The organism is Acinetobacter sp. BMW17, assembly GCF_001592855.1.
GTDB lineage: Bacteria > Pseudomonadota > Gammaproteobacteria > Pseudomonadales > Moraxellaceae > Acinetobacter > Acinetobacter johnsonii.
Genome location: NZ_LSOD01000019.1, coordinates 111,427 through 128,227, shown reverse-complemented (window position 1 = coordinate 128,227; position 16,801 = coordinate 111,427). Strand labels below are relative to the sequence as shown.

The 16,801-nt window shown below is 40.0% G+C and carries 16 protein-coding genes; 7 read left to right on the top strand and 9 right to left on the bottom strand.

Going from position 1 to position 16,801, the window contains the following annotated elements; translation table 11 throughout:
* Positions 1-111 precede the first annotated feature (111 nt).
* From AXW61_RS05185 to AXW61_RS05175, 3 genes are all read right to left on the bottom strand, one after another.
* Positions 112-669, bottom strand: a complete 558-nt coding sequence (locus AXW61_RS05185) for a TetR/AcrR family transcriptional regulator (protein WP_062032967.1) — start codon at positions 667-669, stop codon at positions 112-114.
* A gap of 5 nt (positions 670-674) precedes the next feature.
* Positions 675-1,019: an SMR family transporter gene (locus AXW61_RS05180; protein WP_062032964.1), complete on the bottom strand. Its 345-nt coding sequence runs from the start codon at positions 1,017-1,019 to the stop codon at positions 675-677.
* An 83-nt stretch (positions 1,020-1,102) separates the two neighbouring features.
* Entirely contained in the window at positions 1,103-2,116 is a 1,014-nt protein-coding gene (locus tag AXW61_RS05175) for an alpha/beta hydrolase (RefSeq protein ID WP_062032962.1), read from the bottom strand.
* Between the two features lie 302 nt (positions 2,117-2,418).
* Here AXW61_RS05175 and AXW61_RS05170 point away from each other — a divergent pair, with 302 nt between their 5' ends.
* Both AXW61_RS05170 and AXW61_RS05165 read left to right on the top strand, forming a co-directional pair.
* Positions 2,419-2,862 carry a universal stress protein gene (locus tag AXW61_RS05170; RefSeq protein ID WP_058869721.1) on the top strand — a complete coding sequence of 148 codons (444 nt, stop codon included), beginning with the start codon at positions 2,419-2,421 and terminating at the stop codon, positions 2,860-2,862.
* A gap of 85 nt (positions 2,863-2,947) precedes the next feature.
* Complete coding sequence (locus AXW61_RS05165) at positions 2,948-3,391, top strand: universal stress protein (RefSeq protein WP_081408267.1); 444 nt, start codon at positions 2,948-2,950, stop codon at positions 3,389-3,391.
* Positions 3,392-3,457: 66 nt separating this feature from the next.
* Here AXW61_RS05165 and AXW61_RS05160 read toward each other — a convergent pair whose 3' ends face one another.
* Both AXW61_RS05160 and pepN read right to left on the bottom strand, forming a co-directional pair.
* Entirely contained in the window at positions 3,458-3,673 is a 216-nt protein-coding gene (locus tag AXW61_RS05160) for a hypothetical protein (RefSeq protein ID WP_062032957.1), read from the bottom strand.
* A gap of 246 nt (positions 3,674-3,919) precedes the next feature.
* Positions 3,920-6,529, bottom strand: coding sequence for an aminopeptidase N (pepN, locus tag AXW61_RS05155; protein WP_062032954.1), 2,610 nt, complete (start codon positions 6,527-6,529; stop codon positions 3,920-3,922).
* Positions 6,530-6,953: 424 nt separating this feature from the next.
* On the opposite strand from pepN, the gene AXW61_RS05150 reads away from it, so the two are divergent.
* The 3 genes from AXW61_RS05150 (at position 6,954) to thiM (ending at position 9,449) form a co-directional block, all read left to right on the top strand.
* A complete protein-coding gene (locus tag AXW61_RS05150; RefSeq protein WP_005401172.1) occupies positions 6,954-7,211 on the top strand; it encodes a hypothetical protein in 258 nt (85 codons plus the stop codon).
* Positions 7,212-7,398: 187 nt separating this feature from the next.
* A complete protein-coding gene (locus AXW61_RS05145) occupies positions 7,399-8,562 on the top strand; it encodes a hypothetical protein (protein ID WP_058951887.1) in 1,164 nt (387 codons plus the stop codon).
* Positions 8,563-8,573: 11 nt separating this feature from the next.
* Positions 8,574-9,449 (top strand): hydroxyethylthiazole kinase, encoded by an 876-nt coding sequence (thiM, locus tag AXW61_RS05140; RefSeq protein WP_062032952.1) that lies wholly within the window; start codon positions 8,574-8,576, stop codon positions 9,447-9,449.
* Positions 9,450-9,473: 24 nt separating this feature from the next.
* Here thiM and AXW61_RS05135 read toward each other — a convergent pair whose 3' ends face one another.
* On the bottom strand, positions 9,474-10,205 hold the full coding sequence (locus AXW61_RS05135) for a hypothetical protein (protein ID WP_062032949.1): 732 nt from the start codon (positions 10,203-10,205) through the stop codon (positions 9,474-9,476).
* A 243-nt stretch (positions 10,206-10,448) separates the two neighbouring features.
* Positions 10,449-11,975: a transporter associated domain-containing protein gene (locus AXW61_RS05130; protein WP_062032947.1), complete on the bottom strand. Its 1,527-nt coding sequence runs from the start codon at positions 11,973-11,975 to the stop codon at positions 10,449-10,451.
* Between the two features lie 539 nt (positions 11,976-12,514).
* Between AXW61_RS05130 and AXW61_RS05125 the strand changes: the two genes are divergently transcribed.
* On the top strand, positions 12,515-12,832 hold the full coding sequence (locus AXW61_RS05125; protein ID WP_062032945.1) for a hypothetical protein: 318 nt from the start codon (positions 12,515-12,517) through the stop codon (positions 12,830-12,832).
* Between the two features lie 153 nt (positions 12,833-12,985).
* Positions 12,986-13,450 carry a MarR family winged helix-turn-helix transcriptional regulator gene (locus AXW61_RS05120; protein ID WP_004696885.1) on the top strand — a complete coding sequence of 155 codons (465 nt, stop codon included), beginning with the start codon at positions 12,986-12,988 and terminating at the stop codon, positions 13,448-13,450.
* A 5-nt stretch (positions 13,451-13,455) separates the two neighbouring features.
* On the opposite strand, the gene AXW61_RS05115 is transcribed toward AXW61_RS05120, so the two are convergent.
* Positions 13,456-14,118 carry an SOS response-associated peptidase family protein gene (locus tag AXW61_RS05115; protein WP_062032943.1) on the bottom strand — a complete coding sequence of 221 codons (663 nt, stop codon included), beginning with the start codon at positions 14,116-14,118 and terminating at the stop codon, positions 13,456-13,458.
* 260 nt (positions 14,119-14,378) lie between these two features.
* Positions 14,379-16,541, bottom strand: coding sequence for a malate synthase G (locus tag AXW61_RS05110; protein WP_062032941.1), 2,163 nt, complete (start codon positions 16,539-16,541; stop codon positions 14,379-14,381).
* Positions 16,542-16,801: the final 260 nt, after the last annotated feature.

Genomic DNA, 16,801 nt, shown 5'->3' with positions numbered 1-16,801 from the left:
ACCCCGAATCAGATGTATGAGCAAACTAAAACCGAGCTAATTGCTTAACTCGGTTTGAAGTGGAATACTGTCAATCTATTTCAGGACAAGACATATTGCTAACTTGAAAAATTAATGCTGATAACTTCGTTGAATCAATTCTTGCTTAAGTTGCATTGTCTCAGACAAATTTTCCACCTCAGTAAATGCTGTGAGCCAAATGCCATCTGCAGCATAGCGCAGAATTTTAAGCTCCAAATCATTGTCTGTATCCTGATGTCGCGCTAAACGTTTATCAAGCCATTCAATCCAATACTCATTAAAGGTACGGTCCGTCAGCATAATCATCGAAATAGCTGACCAAGAATGCTCCAAGCCTAGCACCTGCTTTTCCAAAGTAATCTCGATATAGGCTCGGGTAAAGCAACCATAACGATCACGGTCTTGCCTAATCAACTCATCAACTACACGATCTAATTGTTCAAGCTGTTCGACAACCATCGCTTCAAGTAGCTTTTGTTTGTTTGGAAAATGATGAAAAACACCACCCTTACTCACGCCAACCAAATCAGCCACTGCTTGTATGGAGACCCCAGTCACGCCTTTTTCAGCAGCCAAACAGATCGCATGTTGTAGAATACTTTGGCGAACCTGTTCTGGTGCCTTTTTACGTGGACTTGCTTGTTGCATCGAACTTAATGCCCTGTTGAATTTGAAAATAAGTTAATCACGACCACACCAGAAACAATCAGTGCAATACCGATCATTGCTGCGAAATCTAGACTTTGTCGGAAAACAAAGTAACCAATCAGAGCGGTTAAAACAATACCAACACCCGCCCAAATCGCATAAGCGATACCCAATGGGATAACTTTAATCACTTGAGACAATAAATAAAATGCCAACGAAAATAGAACCACCACCGCAAGTGAAGGCAATAGTCTGGTAAAACCTTCCGACTTTACCAAAAAAGTCGAACCAATCACTTCAGAAATAATTGCCATCGCCAGCAATGCATAAGCCATTAATATAGGATTCATCAGAAACTCAACAAAAAAACATACCGAACGGTTGGTATGTTATTAAAATAGCAAAAACTAGACAAGGCTTTCCGCATACTTTTTTATTTTCTTTCGGTCGGATTTGAGGTTTGCTTTATAAAATCAATGGTTCGATCAAAGGTGATCTGACTCGCTTGTTTGCTCATCATAAACTGATATTCATGCACCAAAAACTCCTTAGAGTCTGGATAGAAAGCCTCTGTGACTACAACCTGATGCTGCTTCAACACCTCGACGAAAGGTAAAGACTGGCTCTTGGTTAAAAAGTCTTTATTTCCTCCACTGATAAAGACAGATGGATACTGTGGCGTAATATGTTCACTGGTTGAAATTGACTTTAAAAACTCTGCATCCTCTTTACGCTCCCCTGTATAAGCTTGTACCAAGTTATAAACGCCCCATTCAATAAGCCTGAGTTCCTCAGGAGCCGTGTTTACAAAGCGATATAAGTCATAAATACCACAATGCAAAATTAGCCCTTTAAGCTGTTTCGGCTGAATGCTCGGCTTAAAATTGGATGCTTGAGCAAATGCGGGATTCGTCAAAAGTGCAGCATAATGACTGGCAATATTGGCTCCAGCAGAGTCTCCTGCTAAATACAGTTGGTTCGGGTTAATATGATACTGAGCAGCATTCAATTGTAAGAAATTCAGTGCATGATCGACTTGCTGTAACTGAGTGGGATAAATAGCCTCAGGTGCAAACTGATACTCTACCGAGACCACGTTAAAGCCTTGATTAGCTAAAAGCTTAAAATAACCTCGCGCATGCTCTTTTGAGCCCGAAACCCATCCGCCGCCATGAATCCAAACCACCGTGGGCACTGCGTTTAGTTGTTCAATATTTTTGGGTTGATAGATATCAACATTCAGCTCAGGACTAGCTTGATATGTAATATTATTGTGTATGATGACATCGGGAGGCGCAAAGCGATCTAGCATTTTCATTTGAATATTGGTTGCTGTATTGAACGTTCCCGCAATCAGTTTGGTGTTCTTTTCTACACTTTGACACGCACTCAAAAGCACAATCATGAAAACAGTACTAAGTACTTTTATTATTGATTGAAAAATCATACTGTTCGGCCCCACCCTTTTTTCAAATGATTCTAATACAATCTCTATCACATCGCATGATTAAACAGGTCTCATTTCAGCCTCATTTAAACACTAGAAGCATCTTTTAAAAAATATTGCTTTAAATCTGAAACTTGAGTTTTTCACTCAACATTTTGGACACGTAAATCGGCTTTTTTTTGAATTATTTTCTTTAAATTTCATGAATTTTCAATTTTTAGCCCGATCAAAATTGAACATTTAATGGCAGTGTGTTATCAATAAATTAAGAACTAAATCTTATACAAAAAGGAGTCCCTCTGATGGCTTACCAACATATTTTAGTCCCTGTTGACGGTTCACAAATTTCTTTTTCTGCGGTTAAGCAAGCGGCTGAAATTGCCAAAGTTTTTGGCAGTCAACTCACATTGATTAGCTTAGTTGCTGAAGACCCTCTCAAAGATGCTGATTTTTACTATACTTCTCCAATCATGAAAGACTATTTCATACAAGCCTACAACAATGCTGAGAAAGCCCTTCAGGATGCAGTTCAAATTGCACAAGAACAAGGTATAACAGCACAGTCTAAAATCATCAAAGGTGAAGTCTCTGAAGATGCTGTGGTCGAAGCGGCCGCTTCACTAAAAAACGACCTAATTGTGATGGGTTCACATGGCCGTAAAGGCTTTCAAAAATTCCTATTAGGCAGCTTTGCTCAAGATGTTCTCAAGTCTACTGAGCTCCCAGTTCTCATTGTTAAAGCTTAATCAACTATAACGCGTCTTTATATGAATTGATTTCGCATGTACTGCAAAATAATCCGCATAAAGATGCACCATTAAGGAGAAGATAATGAGCTACAAACACATTTTGGTTGCCGTCGATGAATCCCCGATGTCTTATGCTGCTGTTGAACAAGCACTTGAGTTAGCCAAAGATTTAAATAGTCGTGTGACACTCATGAGCGTGATTGCTGTTGATCCATTTGTCGGAGTCGACTTTTATAAAGTTGCACCAGCCATCACCGACTATTTTCTACATGCTGAAAAAGTCGCTCAAGAGCGTTTGGCCGAAGTAAAGCTGTCATTTGACCGTGATGAAATTGAGGTAGATACAAAAGTGATCCGCGGTGTCTCTCCTTCTGAAGGTATTATTCATGTGGCCGATGAAGTCGGTGCAGACCTAATTTTAATGGGCTCACATGGCCGTACAGGTTTTAAAAAGATGATGTTAGGTAGTGTGGCGCAAAATGTTCTAACACAGTCTCCGATACCTGTGCTGATCGTAAAAGTTTAAGTATTGTTTTAAATAAAAAAGACTGCCGAAGCAGTCTTTTTTATTTGGCAGAACTCGTTCACTTCATTAGCTTTTACTAATCTGCTGATGCAAATTTTGCAAATAATGCTCTGCTGCCGACTGTTGCATAAAAGTTTTTTGAAATACCCCCGAAGCCTGATGGTTATGCGGGCTATACTCAACATTGACTTGAAATGTTCCCAGTTCAGCACTTTTCGCAATACGAATAGTAATAATATGAACGGTATTTAAATAAAACCCATCTTCAATTTTAACTAACATATCTGTTTACACTCTACATGTTTGTCTGCCCAATAGCCTGTATACATAAGCCGAAAAAAATACAGAATATTGAGCTAATCATCTGTTATGCCATAACATTATACCCATAAAATGCGATTCAATTCACACTATTCACATGAATATTCATTATTTATAAAAATACCAATGTGGGCTCTTCATACTGTCATTCTTCAGTTTGCATAAAAAAAGCCAGTCAGTAGACTGGCTTTTTTATGCGTAGATCAGTTAAATACTTAACATACTGCTTAAAGTTTCACTGACATTTTTAGATTTCACTTGTGGTTTTAAAGCCTCAAGCTTTGCTTTCACTTCGCTACGCTGTGGCTCTGCCAATGTGTACCAACGTGACAAAACCTGAAGTAAACGAGAACCAACTATTGGGTTTTTCTCATCTAAATATTTTGCCAGTCCAATGAAATGATCCACACCAAAACTCCATGTGTTCACTGGGTTTGCATTTAAGCCACCACTCACAGAACGAATACGGTTCGGCACGCCCAAATCATAATCGACATGAGAAGTGAGGTATTGGATGGTTTCCGTCGTAGCACAAGGATGTGCCGCTTGAAGTGTGAACCACTGATCTAGTGACAAAGCCTCATCTTTAAAACGTTGATAAAAATCACGTAAAGCAGCTTCTGCTTGCTGTGCATCGTTCCACACCAAGACACGTAGTGCACCTAAACGTTCAGACATATTGCCTGTGGCTTCATATTGCTGATATGCCAGCTCAAAAGCACTTTCATCGCCTTGACGTGCCATCATACTAAGCATGATGTTTTTCAGCGCACGGACACCCATGGCTTGTGAGAACTCTTTTTGCAAATCTGGGTCTAAAGCTAAATAAGTGTCTTTACAGAACTCGCCTAACTCACGTGCTAATTTTTCAATCAAAGCATTACGTTGTTCTTGAATCTTCGCTGGTTCGTAGTCGGTGTCGATGCGACTACCTAAATAACCTTCACTTGGCACATCAAATAAACGTGATGCCAAGAGTGGATCTTGTTCAACAAGATCTGGTAGCGTGTTTTTAATAGCTTGAATATAAATATGCGCATCATGACCATTGAGTAAAATACGCTCAAGCAGTGTTTGCGTTGCTTGCCATTGGTTAAAACCATTGGTTTCGTATTGAATCAGGAACGCCAACTCTTCATCGGTATAGTTAAATTCTAAGTTGACGGGCGCAGAAAAATTACGCAGTAATGACACGACAGGTTTCGTGCTTAAACCGCTAAACACAATGCTGGCTTGGTCTTGGTCAAAAAGATACACACCGTCTTTGACTGCATTTTCAAATAAACTGTCTGAGTTTAAAACTAATTGCTCACCTGTTGCAGCATCGAACAGCGCTAAAGCGACAGGGATTGGAACAGCTTTTAGATTCGGATACTTAGGATGTGCTTTTAAACTTTGCTTAAAATTTAAGGTATAAGTTTGTGCAGCAGCATCATAATGACCTTCCGCTTCTAACTTTGGTGTACCCGGTTGGTTATACCATGTTAAGAAATTGGATAAATCTACGCCTGAACCTGCGGTTAAAGCAGCTACCCAGTCTTCAACTGTCACGGCCTGACCATCATGGCGTTCAAAGTATTCATCAGTTCCTTTACGGAATTTTTCTTTGCCTAATAAGGTTGCCATCATGCGGTTAATTTCCGCACCTTTTTCGTAGACCGTTGCAGTATAAAAGTTATTGATTTCCACAAAATGGTCAGGACGCGGTGGATGAGACAATGGGCCTGAATCTTCTGGGAACTGATGCGCTTTGAGTACCGCAACGTCATCAATACGTTGAACCGCAGCAGACTGCAAATCTTCTGAGAAAGATTGATCACGGAAAACCGTTAAGCCTTCTTTTAAACACAATTGGAACCAATCACGGCAAGTAATGCGGTTACCTGTCCAGTTATGGAAGTATTCATGGGCAATGACCGACTGTACACGCATGATCGCGGCATCTGTCGTATATTCTTCATCGGCCAAAACACATGACGTGTTAAAAATGTTGAGTCCTTTATTTTCCATCGCACCCATATTGAAAGCACTGGTAGCCACAATCATATAGTTGTCTAAATCATAGGGGCGACCATAGTGTTCTTCATCCCAACGCATTGAATGCTTTAAGGCTTCCATCGCAATATGACATTTCGGAATATCTTTTTCTTCAGCATAAATTTCTAAAGCCACATCACGGCCTTCCGAGGTCACATAACGGTCTTTTAAAACCGCCAAATCCCCAATCACACAAGCAAACAAATACGCTGGTTTTTTGGTTGGATCTTGCCAAATGGTATAGTGACGACCTTCGCCCGCCTCGCCCGCTTCAATCAAGTTACCATTGGCAAGGAGCACTGGATATTTTTTGTCAGCTTCTACACGTGTGGTAAAGACTGAAAGGACATCAGGACGGTCTGGGTAAAAGGTAATTTTACGGAAACCTTCAGGCTCATTTTGGGTAACAAACAAATCTGATGCCGCTTGATATAGGCCTTCAAGTTGTGTATTTGACTCAGGATGAATGATCACCGATGTCTCAAGCTTGATCTGATTTGGTGCATTACGAATCACCAACTGCTCTGCATCAAGCGTATATTGCTCTTGGCTGAGTTGCTGGCCATTCAGGACTACACTTTTCAACTCTAAATCACGACCAAGTAAAACCAAATCACCGTCGGTTTGGCGCGTCAGTTCCAGTACAGCATCAACTTGGCTATGCTCATCATAGACTTGAATATCGAGGTGAATGCTATCTACTAAAAAAGATGGTTTTTGATAGTCTTTTAAATAGACGGTTTGATCTGCTTCAATAATTGGATTTGCCGCAATATTCATGTCATGTCCTAATGCTATTGGTCTACAGCTTTATATTGTGTATGTTTTGATCATACGACAAGTTTGCCATGCTGTCTGTGTATGTTGAATGATATTTATATGGGCACGTTGAACAAGCTTTTCAATTCTATTGTTCCTATCCCGCTCACATGACTGCACCAAGTGAATAAGAAACAGACAACTCCTCACATCGTGCAGTGCTTGTCTAGCAATATTTGCACCAGCCTTTAGACTTGCACAGTGCCATTAGCTCTCTACCATTCAAACGCTGAGAAACTTAAAGACATCGATAATATATAAAGCCAGCTCTTTTCAAATATCTAACTTAATTTTCAAATCGGCTACATTTTGTGCACAGTTTTTGCTTGTATCTAAATATGCATAGCGCATGATAAAACTTAAGCAAAACAAATAGAGGTGTGAGATGTACTTAAAAGACCATATCGTCCGCGTCGAAAATATAAAAATGCTGCAAGCAATGCATGCTGCAAAAATTGATCATAAAGTCATTGCCCTGTTCATGAGCTGTGAAGGAATACCTTTACAAGCACACGATGTCAGTAGCATTTTAAATCACTACGACACACTAGGGAGTAAAAAGTTGCCGAGCAAAAAAGTTCAAGCCATGATTGAAGCTAAAAAACTAGGTATGGAAGATGACTCTCTACCTTGCCCCGTTTAAATTCTACGTCTACAAAAAAATACGGTGCATGCCGTATTTTTTTCGCCCTATATTCGCCACTGCATTGCTTCACCCGTCTAGCGTTTACAAAGCACCTCTGCTTGTTCAATTACACTGCAATTTACAACGCCTTTCTGAAATTTTAGCGTGTATAATTTGAGAAAATCCTGAGTCTCAAATTCATCTTATGTCGCTTCAAATTTTGCACAAACAACTTGATGAAAGCACGCCTTGTCCACTTTGTCAGGCGGCCATGTTTTGGGTGGATGCTGAACAATACGACAAAGAAATTAACTTTCATGAATGTAGCCACTGCCAACATCGTGTTTTTAGCAATTCAAACTTAAATTGCCACTGCGACAGTTGTTTAGCCCAGCGCAAAAAAATATTGAAAGAAACTCGTCAGCAAGAACAGCGTAAATCCAAAACCAAAACCAAGGACATTTATGAGTTTGAACTGGGCCAGCTCAGTTTTATGCATAAATTATTTTTATTGGCCCTGTTAGATGACTACGCACAAGAACATACACAACATCAAGAGTTTATTGATTGGGAACAGATCAAATATTTTAGTATTACCCCCAATTATCTATTTCAAAATAGTCTCGTCAAACAACTGGTAAAAGAACAAATCCTCGTTGCCAAAGATTTTGCCAGTGAAGCCCATCAGTACTATATTAATGTGCGTTTGGACGGCTATTCTGAACCCAGCCTATTTAGTGTTACGCAGCAGTTACGTTATTGGTTTTATGAAAATCTTAGCCTTGGTGTGCCTTTTAAGACCGCGGATGAAGTCAAAAATGCCTTGTACCAATTGCTCTATCAGGAAATTATCCAATTTATGCAGTTTTACTGTCGTACTTGGGGCATTCAAATTGCAGGAAATAACAGTTTCCAAGTGTTTTGTTATCGTTTACTCGATGTACTCGCGGTCGGACAAATTTATTATTTAATCCAAACTGCATTGGAGTATTTATATGAACGTAAAGCCTTACAACCCAGAAATGAAAACTTTATTAACACCAACTTGTTGAAAAAAACTTTACAACAATACCGTGAACGCAGTGTGGCTGAAAAATGGGAAACTTCAACGCTGCCTCGACCGCATAACCTACCATTCAGCAAAATGAGCGAAGTTTTATTTTTCCGCTTTTTAGGCTATGACGAAGCCATTTTCTTCCAGCCTGTCTCTCGTTCATGGCAAAAAATTGAGCCGCGTTTAAGCTTCTACTCACAAAAACGCTGTATGTACTGCGGTTCAAATGAGCTTACCGTAGATTATGATGCTGACCAATATGTGACTTTATTTTGTCGCAAATGTAAGCATCAAGACCACTATTTCACCAAATAAGGGCACCCACTATGACCCAGCTTTTAGACTTGTCCTTGCTTAACACAAAACAATCGATTCAAGACCAAACCGATGTCTTGGTAGCATATGTTGCTGAAGCTTGGACTGCGCTGCAAACGCAACAACCTTTGGTGCAATGTATCACCAACAGTGTGGCTGCTAACTATGCAGCCAACGTTTTATTGGCTGCGGGCGCCTCACCTGCCATGATTGATAATCCCTTTGAGGCGGAAAGTTTCACCAGTATTAGTGCAGCGCTCAGTATTAACCTAGGTACACCAACCTCTGAACAAATGCAAGCCATGCAAATCTCGGCACAAACCGCACAGCAGCAAAACATACCTTGGGTATTAGACCCTGTAGGATATGGGCCCTTTTTAAAATGGCGCTCTGAAATAGTAGATCAACTTTTAGCTTATCAACCCACCGTTATTCGTGGCAATGCATCGGAAATCAGCACACTTGCAGGGAACCAGATCGAAACCAAAGGCGTTGACAGTACAGCAAGCAGTGCCGATGTCTACCATCAAGCAAAAACACTTTTAGCACAGGCTGAAATCATTGCCATTTCTGGCGAGTCTGACTACATCCTTTCCAAACAACTTGATGTTGTAATCCAAGTCAATGGTGGTTCGCATTTACAACCTAAAGTTACTGCTACGGGTTGTGCCCTTGGTGCATTAATTGCAGCCTATAGCGCCGTCACCAATCCTGTCATTGCAGCGCTGTCTGCGCATGTCCACTTTGCCATTGCGGGGCAACTTGCTTATACCCAAAGCCAAAGCACAGGAAGTTTTAATGTAGCGTTTATGGATCACATTCATCAAATGAAAGCTGAAACCATTTATGAATATGCAGATATACAGCTTATCCGTACTTCAGCCTAAATAAAGTATGGCGAGAGTTTCTGCTTAGGCAACTTCTCGCCCTAAAAACACGTTTATCGCCGCTTCTAGCAGAGTCAACAGATCTAATTTACAGATACACATCAAGCCCATACCAATAAAATAATCAGGCGTATGTTGCATATAAAAGTTGATATGACGACTGGCTCGATTTCGAAGCCGAATCAATTGTTCAGGCGTGGTCTGTGGCAGTACACATGGATGCACAAACACATCATCACTGCGCTGTTGCACATTCACATGACGGCTTTGTATGAGATCAAGTACCTGTAAGTAATCCTCAGGCATTGGCACTTCTGCACGCGGATAAAAGCGTTTTGAACGTGACGCAAACAGCCGATATACTTTTGGCTGCATCAAACTCGAAACAAACCATAACTGACGCGTGGGATATTTTAAACGATAACCCAAGGTCACTCGAATTGCAGATAAAAGCGTTCTGTTTTGATTTCGGTAATCAGGTAAAAAAGCTGCACGCGAGCTAAGAATATATAAGGGTTGATGCGCTGTCTTAAGCTTCAAGATGGCAATAATATTTTGCCCAACTATTTTTCCGCGATGATAAAAACGAATAATAGGTAATGCCACTACATCTGAGTTATACACCAATTGATGCAGTTCTGTTGGGATTGCATTTGGAAAAATTTGTCGATCAAAAGCGTCAAGTTCTTCATATAGAAATTGTTTTTTCTCTACTGAAAGCTTTTTAAAATCAACGACCTTTTCCATAAGTTGCATGAAACACTTCCGTTCTTATTTTGATCACTTGTTTTACTGCTATGGTCTAAATGCAATGCTTTGATGACCATCGGCATAGAAAAAACTGTCTTCACCAAACTACAAACGTCAAGTACCAAATACGACAGCCCAATTACGGGCATAGAATAACTGCTTTTTATTTAAGTGCATAGCGCTTATTTTATAAGCAGAAAAATGCCAGCACGAGGCTGACATTTTTCTCACAATCTAGTTTTTCAATGATTAAGCAGTACGATAAGTAATATTGACGGTCTTAATTCGGTTTGAATCTAATTCAAGTACTTCAAAGTGAACACCACGGTAGTCCAGTTGAGTTCCAACGTGTACATCACCATGAGTTTTATCGAGGATTAAACCAGCAACACTGATATAGCCCGCATCTTCTTCAACCAAATCGATCATCCCTAGTTCCAGTTCAAGCTGATATAAATCCAGCATGCCTGTCGCCTTCCACGTCTGATCATCTATCTTCACCAAATCAAGTTGCTCATCGGCATCGGGAAATTCACCAGCAATCGCTTCAAATACGTCAAGCGGTGAAACGAGCCCTTGCACATTGCCAAACTCATCGCTCACCAAAACCAATGAACCTTTAGACGTTCTTAGCGTATTTATCGCATCAATGACTTTCATTTTTTCAAAAATGTAAATTGGACGATGACGTTTGATCAGGTCTTTCAATTGCTCTTCATCATCTATGACATCGAGCAATTCTTTGGCGCGCGCAATACTGATCACTTTATCCAAGCTACCGCGGCACACTGGAAATAAACTGTGCGGTACAGACAATACCTGTTCACGAATTTTTTCAGGTGAATCATCAAGATTGACCCACGAAATTTGACTACGCGGTGTCATGATCGACGCGACTGAACGTTCAGCCAATGTCAGTACACCGCCAATCATATAACGTTCTTCATCCGCAAAAGTTTCTTGTGCTTGAAGCTGATCAGGGTCTTCAGCTTGGAGCTTGCCACCCATGAGTTTTAAAATAGAATCCGCAGTACGATGACGCAGTGGAATTTTCGCTTCATGTTTTGCCGCATTACGCTCACCAAACTGGTTAAAGGCTTCAATCGCAATGGCAACACCAATACCCGAATAGATATAACCTTTAGGAATGTGGAAGCCGAAACCTTCCGCAATCAGGCTGATACCAATCAACAGTAAGAAGCTTAAACACAATATGACCACAGTCGGATGACGGTTTACAAAAGTCATTAATGGTTTTGACGCCAACAGCATGACCACCATGGCAACGACCATAGCCACCATCATCACATTAATGTTGTCGACCATACCAATCGCGGTAATCACCGAATCCAATGAGAACACCGCGTCAAGGATCACAATCTGTGCCACAACTGCGGTGAAACCCGCGTAGACCACATTGGTGGTCAGCTTAACTTCGGGCTTACCTTCAATTTTTTCATGCAATTCGGTAACGGCTTTATAAACTAAGAATAAGCCACCAAATAAAAGAATCAGATCTCGCCCAGAGAATGTCCAATCTAAGACAGTAATCAGCGGTCGAGTCAACGTGACTAACCAAGTGATGATAAACAACAAGCCCAAGCGCATTAAAAGTGCAAGCGAAAGACCAATGACACGCGCTTTATCGCGTTGCTCAGGAGGAAGTTTTTCAGCCAAAATGGCAATAAAGACTAGGTTATCAATACCTAAAACAATTTCTAATATAATCAGCGTAAGTAAACTTACCCATATTCCCGGATCTAATAAAAATTCCATTATTTCATTACCCCAGAATTATGTTTCTGTTTTAAAAGCATAGACCTGCACGGCGACGGATCCATATTTGTGACCTGTTCAACTAAAGATGAAATAATTATGCCTGAGATGTTTGGCTTGTAATAATTTTTTTATGGTTTTTAACAAAATTTTAATATTCGACCACTTATTATGCAAAAAATACATAAAAATATCGAAATCTCTGTTCTAAATTTTGTCACTTAATGCCAATTGTCGCATTCTATAAAGATTAGACGCCACGGTCATTTTTTAGTTTTTCTAATTAAAACCATCGCAAATAAAAACCAAATAATTGTTTTCATTTAATTATTTATTTTAATAATAGTTAAAAAATATCAATTCACTACATTTATGACTTCCATGAATGACACTTTTTCTTAAAAACACTAGTTCACAAATCCATTTTTTTCACTAAAATGAAACACGGCCAGCATTGTTGTAAAAGTGGTCAATTACCCAAACCAAGGATGCGCGGATTGACAATCCGATCAAAGTAATCGAAGACAGGATTCATCGCTATGAACAATGAAAAAGCATTGACCTTCAATAAGACGTCAAAAATGCTTGCCAATACTAGCTATGAAGGCGCATATCTGCATTTAGACTCCTCATTTGATCAGCATCAAATTAAAGTTGTGGTTTCGCATAATAACCAAAAGTTTGAAATGCACTTGCCTATCGTTCTACAGGACGGTGTTCCCATGGCTAAACTCTCTTTAGATTCTCACCAGAATGCTGAAGTCGAAGATGAAGTTGTACAATTTGCACAAAGCATTGTGAGCTTCCATCAAGATAAAGACGGCTATACCCAGTCTCATCTAAACAGCCACGCTTAACTTTTCTTGATTACTGGCCAAGGTTATCTATTAACAAATTTCGTTTATGGTGATAAATCCAGTAATTTTTTATTGATAAGTGTATGAGCGTTCACATAAAATGTGTTCAAATGATCTATATAATAAAAATACGATTCACGGGGAATCCCTCACATGACCAAAAAGTACAGTAAGTTCCTACCAGGTTCTGAAGATTTTTCTTTAGAAAGTTTTCCATTTTACTGGGTAACGCAAGTACATGCACAGTATGTACTCAATGTCGATCACGCTTTAAAAAAGTATGGTTTAGATAACTCACGTCGTCGTATTTTACTGGCTCTAGACTCAAAGCCACATGCCAGTGTTTCTGATTTATCTGACATGGTGGTCTCTAAAATGTCGACAACCACCAAAATTGTCTATCGTTTAAAAGATGAAGGATTGGTTGAAACTTATTCTTGTGAAGACGATGCACGCATCACCCGCGTCCTTCTCACTGAAAAAGGTGTTGAAATGACCAATAAGATTAATGATCTCACCAGTGTTGTACTTGAGCAATCATTTGAAGGCTTAACACCTTTGCAAATTGAAAAAATGATGGAAAGCTTAAAACACGTATTTAAAAATTTAGCTCGCTAAACCGTTTAAAAGTCGAAAAAGTTGAGTTGGGGACTCTCTTTTTCGACTTTTATTTTTGGCACATGTGAACATTCAAACTCTTCAACAGGAAAGCCTTGTACAAAGGATTGAATATTTGGTGATTTCCAGCTGAGCCACTCCTCTAAGCGTTCATGTGGAATCACGATCACTGAGCGCTTCACATCACCTGGCTCATGAAACTCCCGCATCATTGGATGGTCTATTGCATCCATCGTAAGCATGGTTGCTGAACGTACTACCTTGCCTGCTATACGACAAATTTCATATAGTGCGGCAACAAAAATAACCTGCCCATCCTGTCGTCTGACACCCCATCTCTGCGGCTTTTGCTCTATATATTTTGACTCATAAAATTCAAAAACGGGAATCACCCCAAATTGATATTTTGAAGTGGCTTCAATAAAACTAGCCTTTTGTAGAAGTGTCTCGCTTCGAGCATTATAAGTTTTGCTTGCAATACTCTTATCTTCTGCCCATTTCGGTATTAAGCCAAAATGTACCTTTCGCCACTCAAAACCTATATTTGATTTGAACAATAAAGGCAGCTCATAACCAGGATAGACTTCTTCGACATAATCAAACGGAATTTCAGGTAGACCAAACTGTTGTACTTGAGCAAGGGTTAGAGGTTTAAAATTAGCGCACATGGATTTTCATCCAACTTGATGGTTAACAATAGTATGACGAGCTTTATATAATGAATTGTATAAGGCTTTTATCCGCAGCGTCTAGCTGAAATACTTGTTTAGCCCTATGCTTAAACCCATTCATAGCTCTAAGCAAGCGCCAATCTATAGATCACTATTACCCAAAATTAAATCAGTCTTATTGTTTTCCTCCATAGACATAGTGCGACTTATTTCAGCCAATAAAAAAGCCTCCGAAGAGGCTTTTTTAGCTTTACAGATTAGTCACCTGTATAACCTTTTAACTTCAAACGTGCAGCATGCAGAAGTGGCTCTGTATAACCTGATGGCTGCTCACCGCCTTTAAACACTAGGTCATACGCTGCTTTGTATGCATAACCATCGAAGCTTGGCGCCATAGGTGTGTAAAGCGGATCGTTTGCATTTTGCTCATCTACGATTTTCGCCATACGCTGCATCACTTCTTCAACCTGCACCGCAGATACGATGCCGTGACGCAACCAGTTTGCAACGTGTTGAGATGAAATACGTAAAGTTGCACGGTCTTCCATTAAACCAACGTTGTTGATGTCTGGAACTTTCGAACAACCTACACCCAAGTCAACCCAGCGTACAACATAACCCAAGATCCCTTGAAGGTTATTTTCAAGCTCTTTGGTTTTCTCTTCTTCAGTCCAGTTGGTATCTGTTGCTAAAGGCGGTGTTAACAAATCATCTAATGATAAAGGCTCTGTATTCAATAATTCTTTTTGACGCTCAGACACGTTGCACTGGTGGTAGTGAATCGCGTGAATGACAGCACCAGATGGAGATGGAACCCATGCACAGCTTGCGCCCGCTTCTGGATGTTCAATCTTGGTTTTATACATGTCTAAAAGCATGTCTGGTTTTGGCCACATGCCTTTACCAATTTGTGCTTTACCGCGTAAGCCCGCTTGAAGACCGATCATCACGTTACGGTTTTCATATGCTGGGAACCAAATTTGTGATTTCACTTCGCCCTTACGAACGAATGGACCTGCTTCCATAAAGGTATGGATTTCATCACCAGTACGGTCCATAAAACCTGTGTTAATGAAGATCGTACGGTCTTTCGCTTGCGCAATACAGTTTTTCAAGTTTACAGAAGTACGACGCTCTTCATCCATGATACCGATTTTTAAAGTTTTTGCAGGCAAGCCAAGCGCTTGTTCTGAACGCTCAAACAGCTCAACCGCAAAAGCAACTTCTTCAGGGCCATGCATTTTAGGTTTTACGATGTACATTGAACCTTTACGAGAGTTCTTGTTTTCGTTTTCACCTTTAATGTCTGCAAAAGACAAAAGCGGAGTGATTAATGCATCCATGATACCTTCGTAGATTTCAGCACCATCTACAAGGATCGCAGGGTTGGTCATAAGATGACCCACGTTACGAAGAAGCATCAATGAGCGGCCATGAAGTTTCGTTTCACCGCCAATCAAGTTTTTGTGCGTACGGTCTTTATTCAAAGTACGCGTAACGGTTTTACCATTTTTCTCGATAGACTCTGAAAGTGTACCTTTCATCAAACCTAACCAATTACGGTAGCCTTCAACTTTCTCTTCTGCATCTACAGCAGCGATCGAATCTTCTAAGTCTTGAATTGTGGTTAAAGCAGACTCAAGTACTAAATCTTTTACGCCAGCAGCATCTGTTTTACCAATTGGGCTGTTCGCATCAACTTCAATCACAACGTGTAGGCCGTTGTTTAAAAGCACGATTTCTGTTGGAGCAGCTTCATCGCCATTGAAACCAACGAATTGTGCTTCTTTAGCCAAAGTCGATGTTGAACCATCTTTTAACGTCACAACTAACTTTTTGCCTTCAACTGCATATTTTGTCGCATCAACATGCGAACCATTTGCTAATGGGAAGTTTTCATTTAAGAAGTTTTTAGCAAATGCAATAACTTTGTCGCCACGTACAGGATTATAGCCTTTACCTTTTTCCGCGCCACCGTCTTCAGGGATCACGTCAAAACCGTAAAGTGCGTCGTATAAAGAGCCCCAACGTGCGTTTGCAGCATTTAAGCAGTAACGTGCATTACGCACAGGTACTACCAATTGCGCACCAGCCAATAATGCGATTTCTTCATCTACATTTTCTGTGCTGATTTGGAAATCTTCTACTTCTGGTACTAAGTAGCCAATTTCTGTAAGGAAAGCTTTGTAAGCTCCAAGTTCAAATTTGTTGTTGCGGTGCCATTCATCGATCTTCGCTTGAATGTCGTCACGCTTAGCCAATAGTGCTTTGTTCTTTGGGCTAAGATCGACAACGACTTGTTCAAAGTTTTTCCAGTAAGTTTCACTGTCCAAACCTGAACCTGGAAGTGCTTCATTTTCGATGAAATCGTAAAGTTCTTTAGCAATCGCTAACTTGCCTTTTTGAATACGTGCAGTCATTGTCTTTCCTGATATTGCTACTTTTTATACAAGAGATTCTAGTATACCGATTTAAACTTGGCTGAATAGTAATATCACCGTGCGAAATAGTGATCATTTTTTATTTAATAAAGTATACAAACTACCAAATAAAATACTGCTCAAGGCACAAGCATTATCAATTTACAAAATGCTCTTTAGTAGTTTATTAAGTTTTTGAAATGCCGAAATTAGACTTAAGTGAAGTTTTGTATATTTTTTACACTTAAAACCAATATTCT

Bases quoted from the DNA above. Each gene is read 5' to 3' on its own strand.
- AXW61_RS05145 (WP_058951887.1), top strand. From the start codon at position 7,399: ATGTCGCTTCAAATTTTGCACAAACAACTTGATGAAAGCACGCCTTGT.
- AXW61_RS05170 (WP_058869721.1), top strand. From the start codon at position 2,419: ATGGCTTACCAACATATTTTAGTCCCTGTTGACGGTTCACAAATTTCT.
- AXW61_RS05120 (WP_004696885.1), top strand. From the start codon at position 12,986: ATGACCAAAAAGTACAGTAAGTTCCTACCAGGTTCTGAAGATTTTTCT.
- AXW61_RS05115 (WP_062032943.1), bottom strand. From the start codon at position 14,118: ATGTGCGCTAATTTTAAACCTCTAACCCTTGCTCAAGTACAACAGTTT.
- pepN (WP_062032954.1), bottom strand. From the start codon at position 6,529: ATGAATATTGCGGCAAATCCAATTATTGAAGCAGATCAAACCGTCTAT.
- AXW61_RS05175 (WP_062032962.1), bottom strand. From the start codon at position 2,116: ATGATTTTTCAATCAATAATAAAAGTACTTAGTACTGTTTTCATGATT.
- thiM (WP_062032952.1), top strand. From the start codon at position 8,574: ATGACCCAGCTTTTAGACTTGTCCTTGCTTAACACAAAACAATCGATT.
- AXW61_RS05130 (WP_062032947.1), bottom strand. From the start codon at position 11,975: ATGGAATTTTTATTAGATCCGGGAATATGGGTAAGTTTACTTACGCTG.
- AXW61_RS05110 (WP_062032941.1), bottom strand. From the start codon at position 16,541: ATGACTGCACGTATTCAAAAAGGCAAGTTAGCGATTGCTAAAGAACTT.
- AXW61_RS05180 (WP_062032964.1), bottom strand. From the start codon at position 1,019: ATGAATCCTATATTAATGGCTTATGCATTGCTGGCGATGGCAATTATT.
- AXW61_RS05150 (WP_005401172.1), top strand. From the start codon at position 6,954: ATGTACTTAAAAGACCATATCGTCCGCGTCGAAAATATAAAAATGCTG.
- AXW61_RS05160 (WP_062032957.1), bottom strand. From the start codon at position 3,673: ATGTTAGTTAAAATTGAAGATGGGTTTTATTTAAATACCGTTCATATT.
- AXW61_RS05185 (WP_062032967.1), bottom strand. From the start codon at position 669: ATGCAACAAGCAAGTCCACGTAAAAAGGCACCAGAACAGGTTCGCCAA.
- AXW61_RS05125 (WP_062032945.1), top strand. From the start codon at position 12,515: ATGAACAATGAAAAAGCATTGACCTTCAATAAGACGTCAAAAATGCTT.
- AXW61_RS05135 (WP_062032949.1), bottom strand. From the start codon at position 10,205: ATGCAACTTATGGAAAAGGTCGTTGATTTTAAAAAGCTTTCAGTAGAG.
- AXW61_RS05165 (WP_081408267.1), top strand. From the start codon at position 2,948: ATGAGCTACAAACACATTTTGGTTGCCGTCGATGAATCCCCGATGTCT.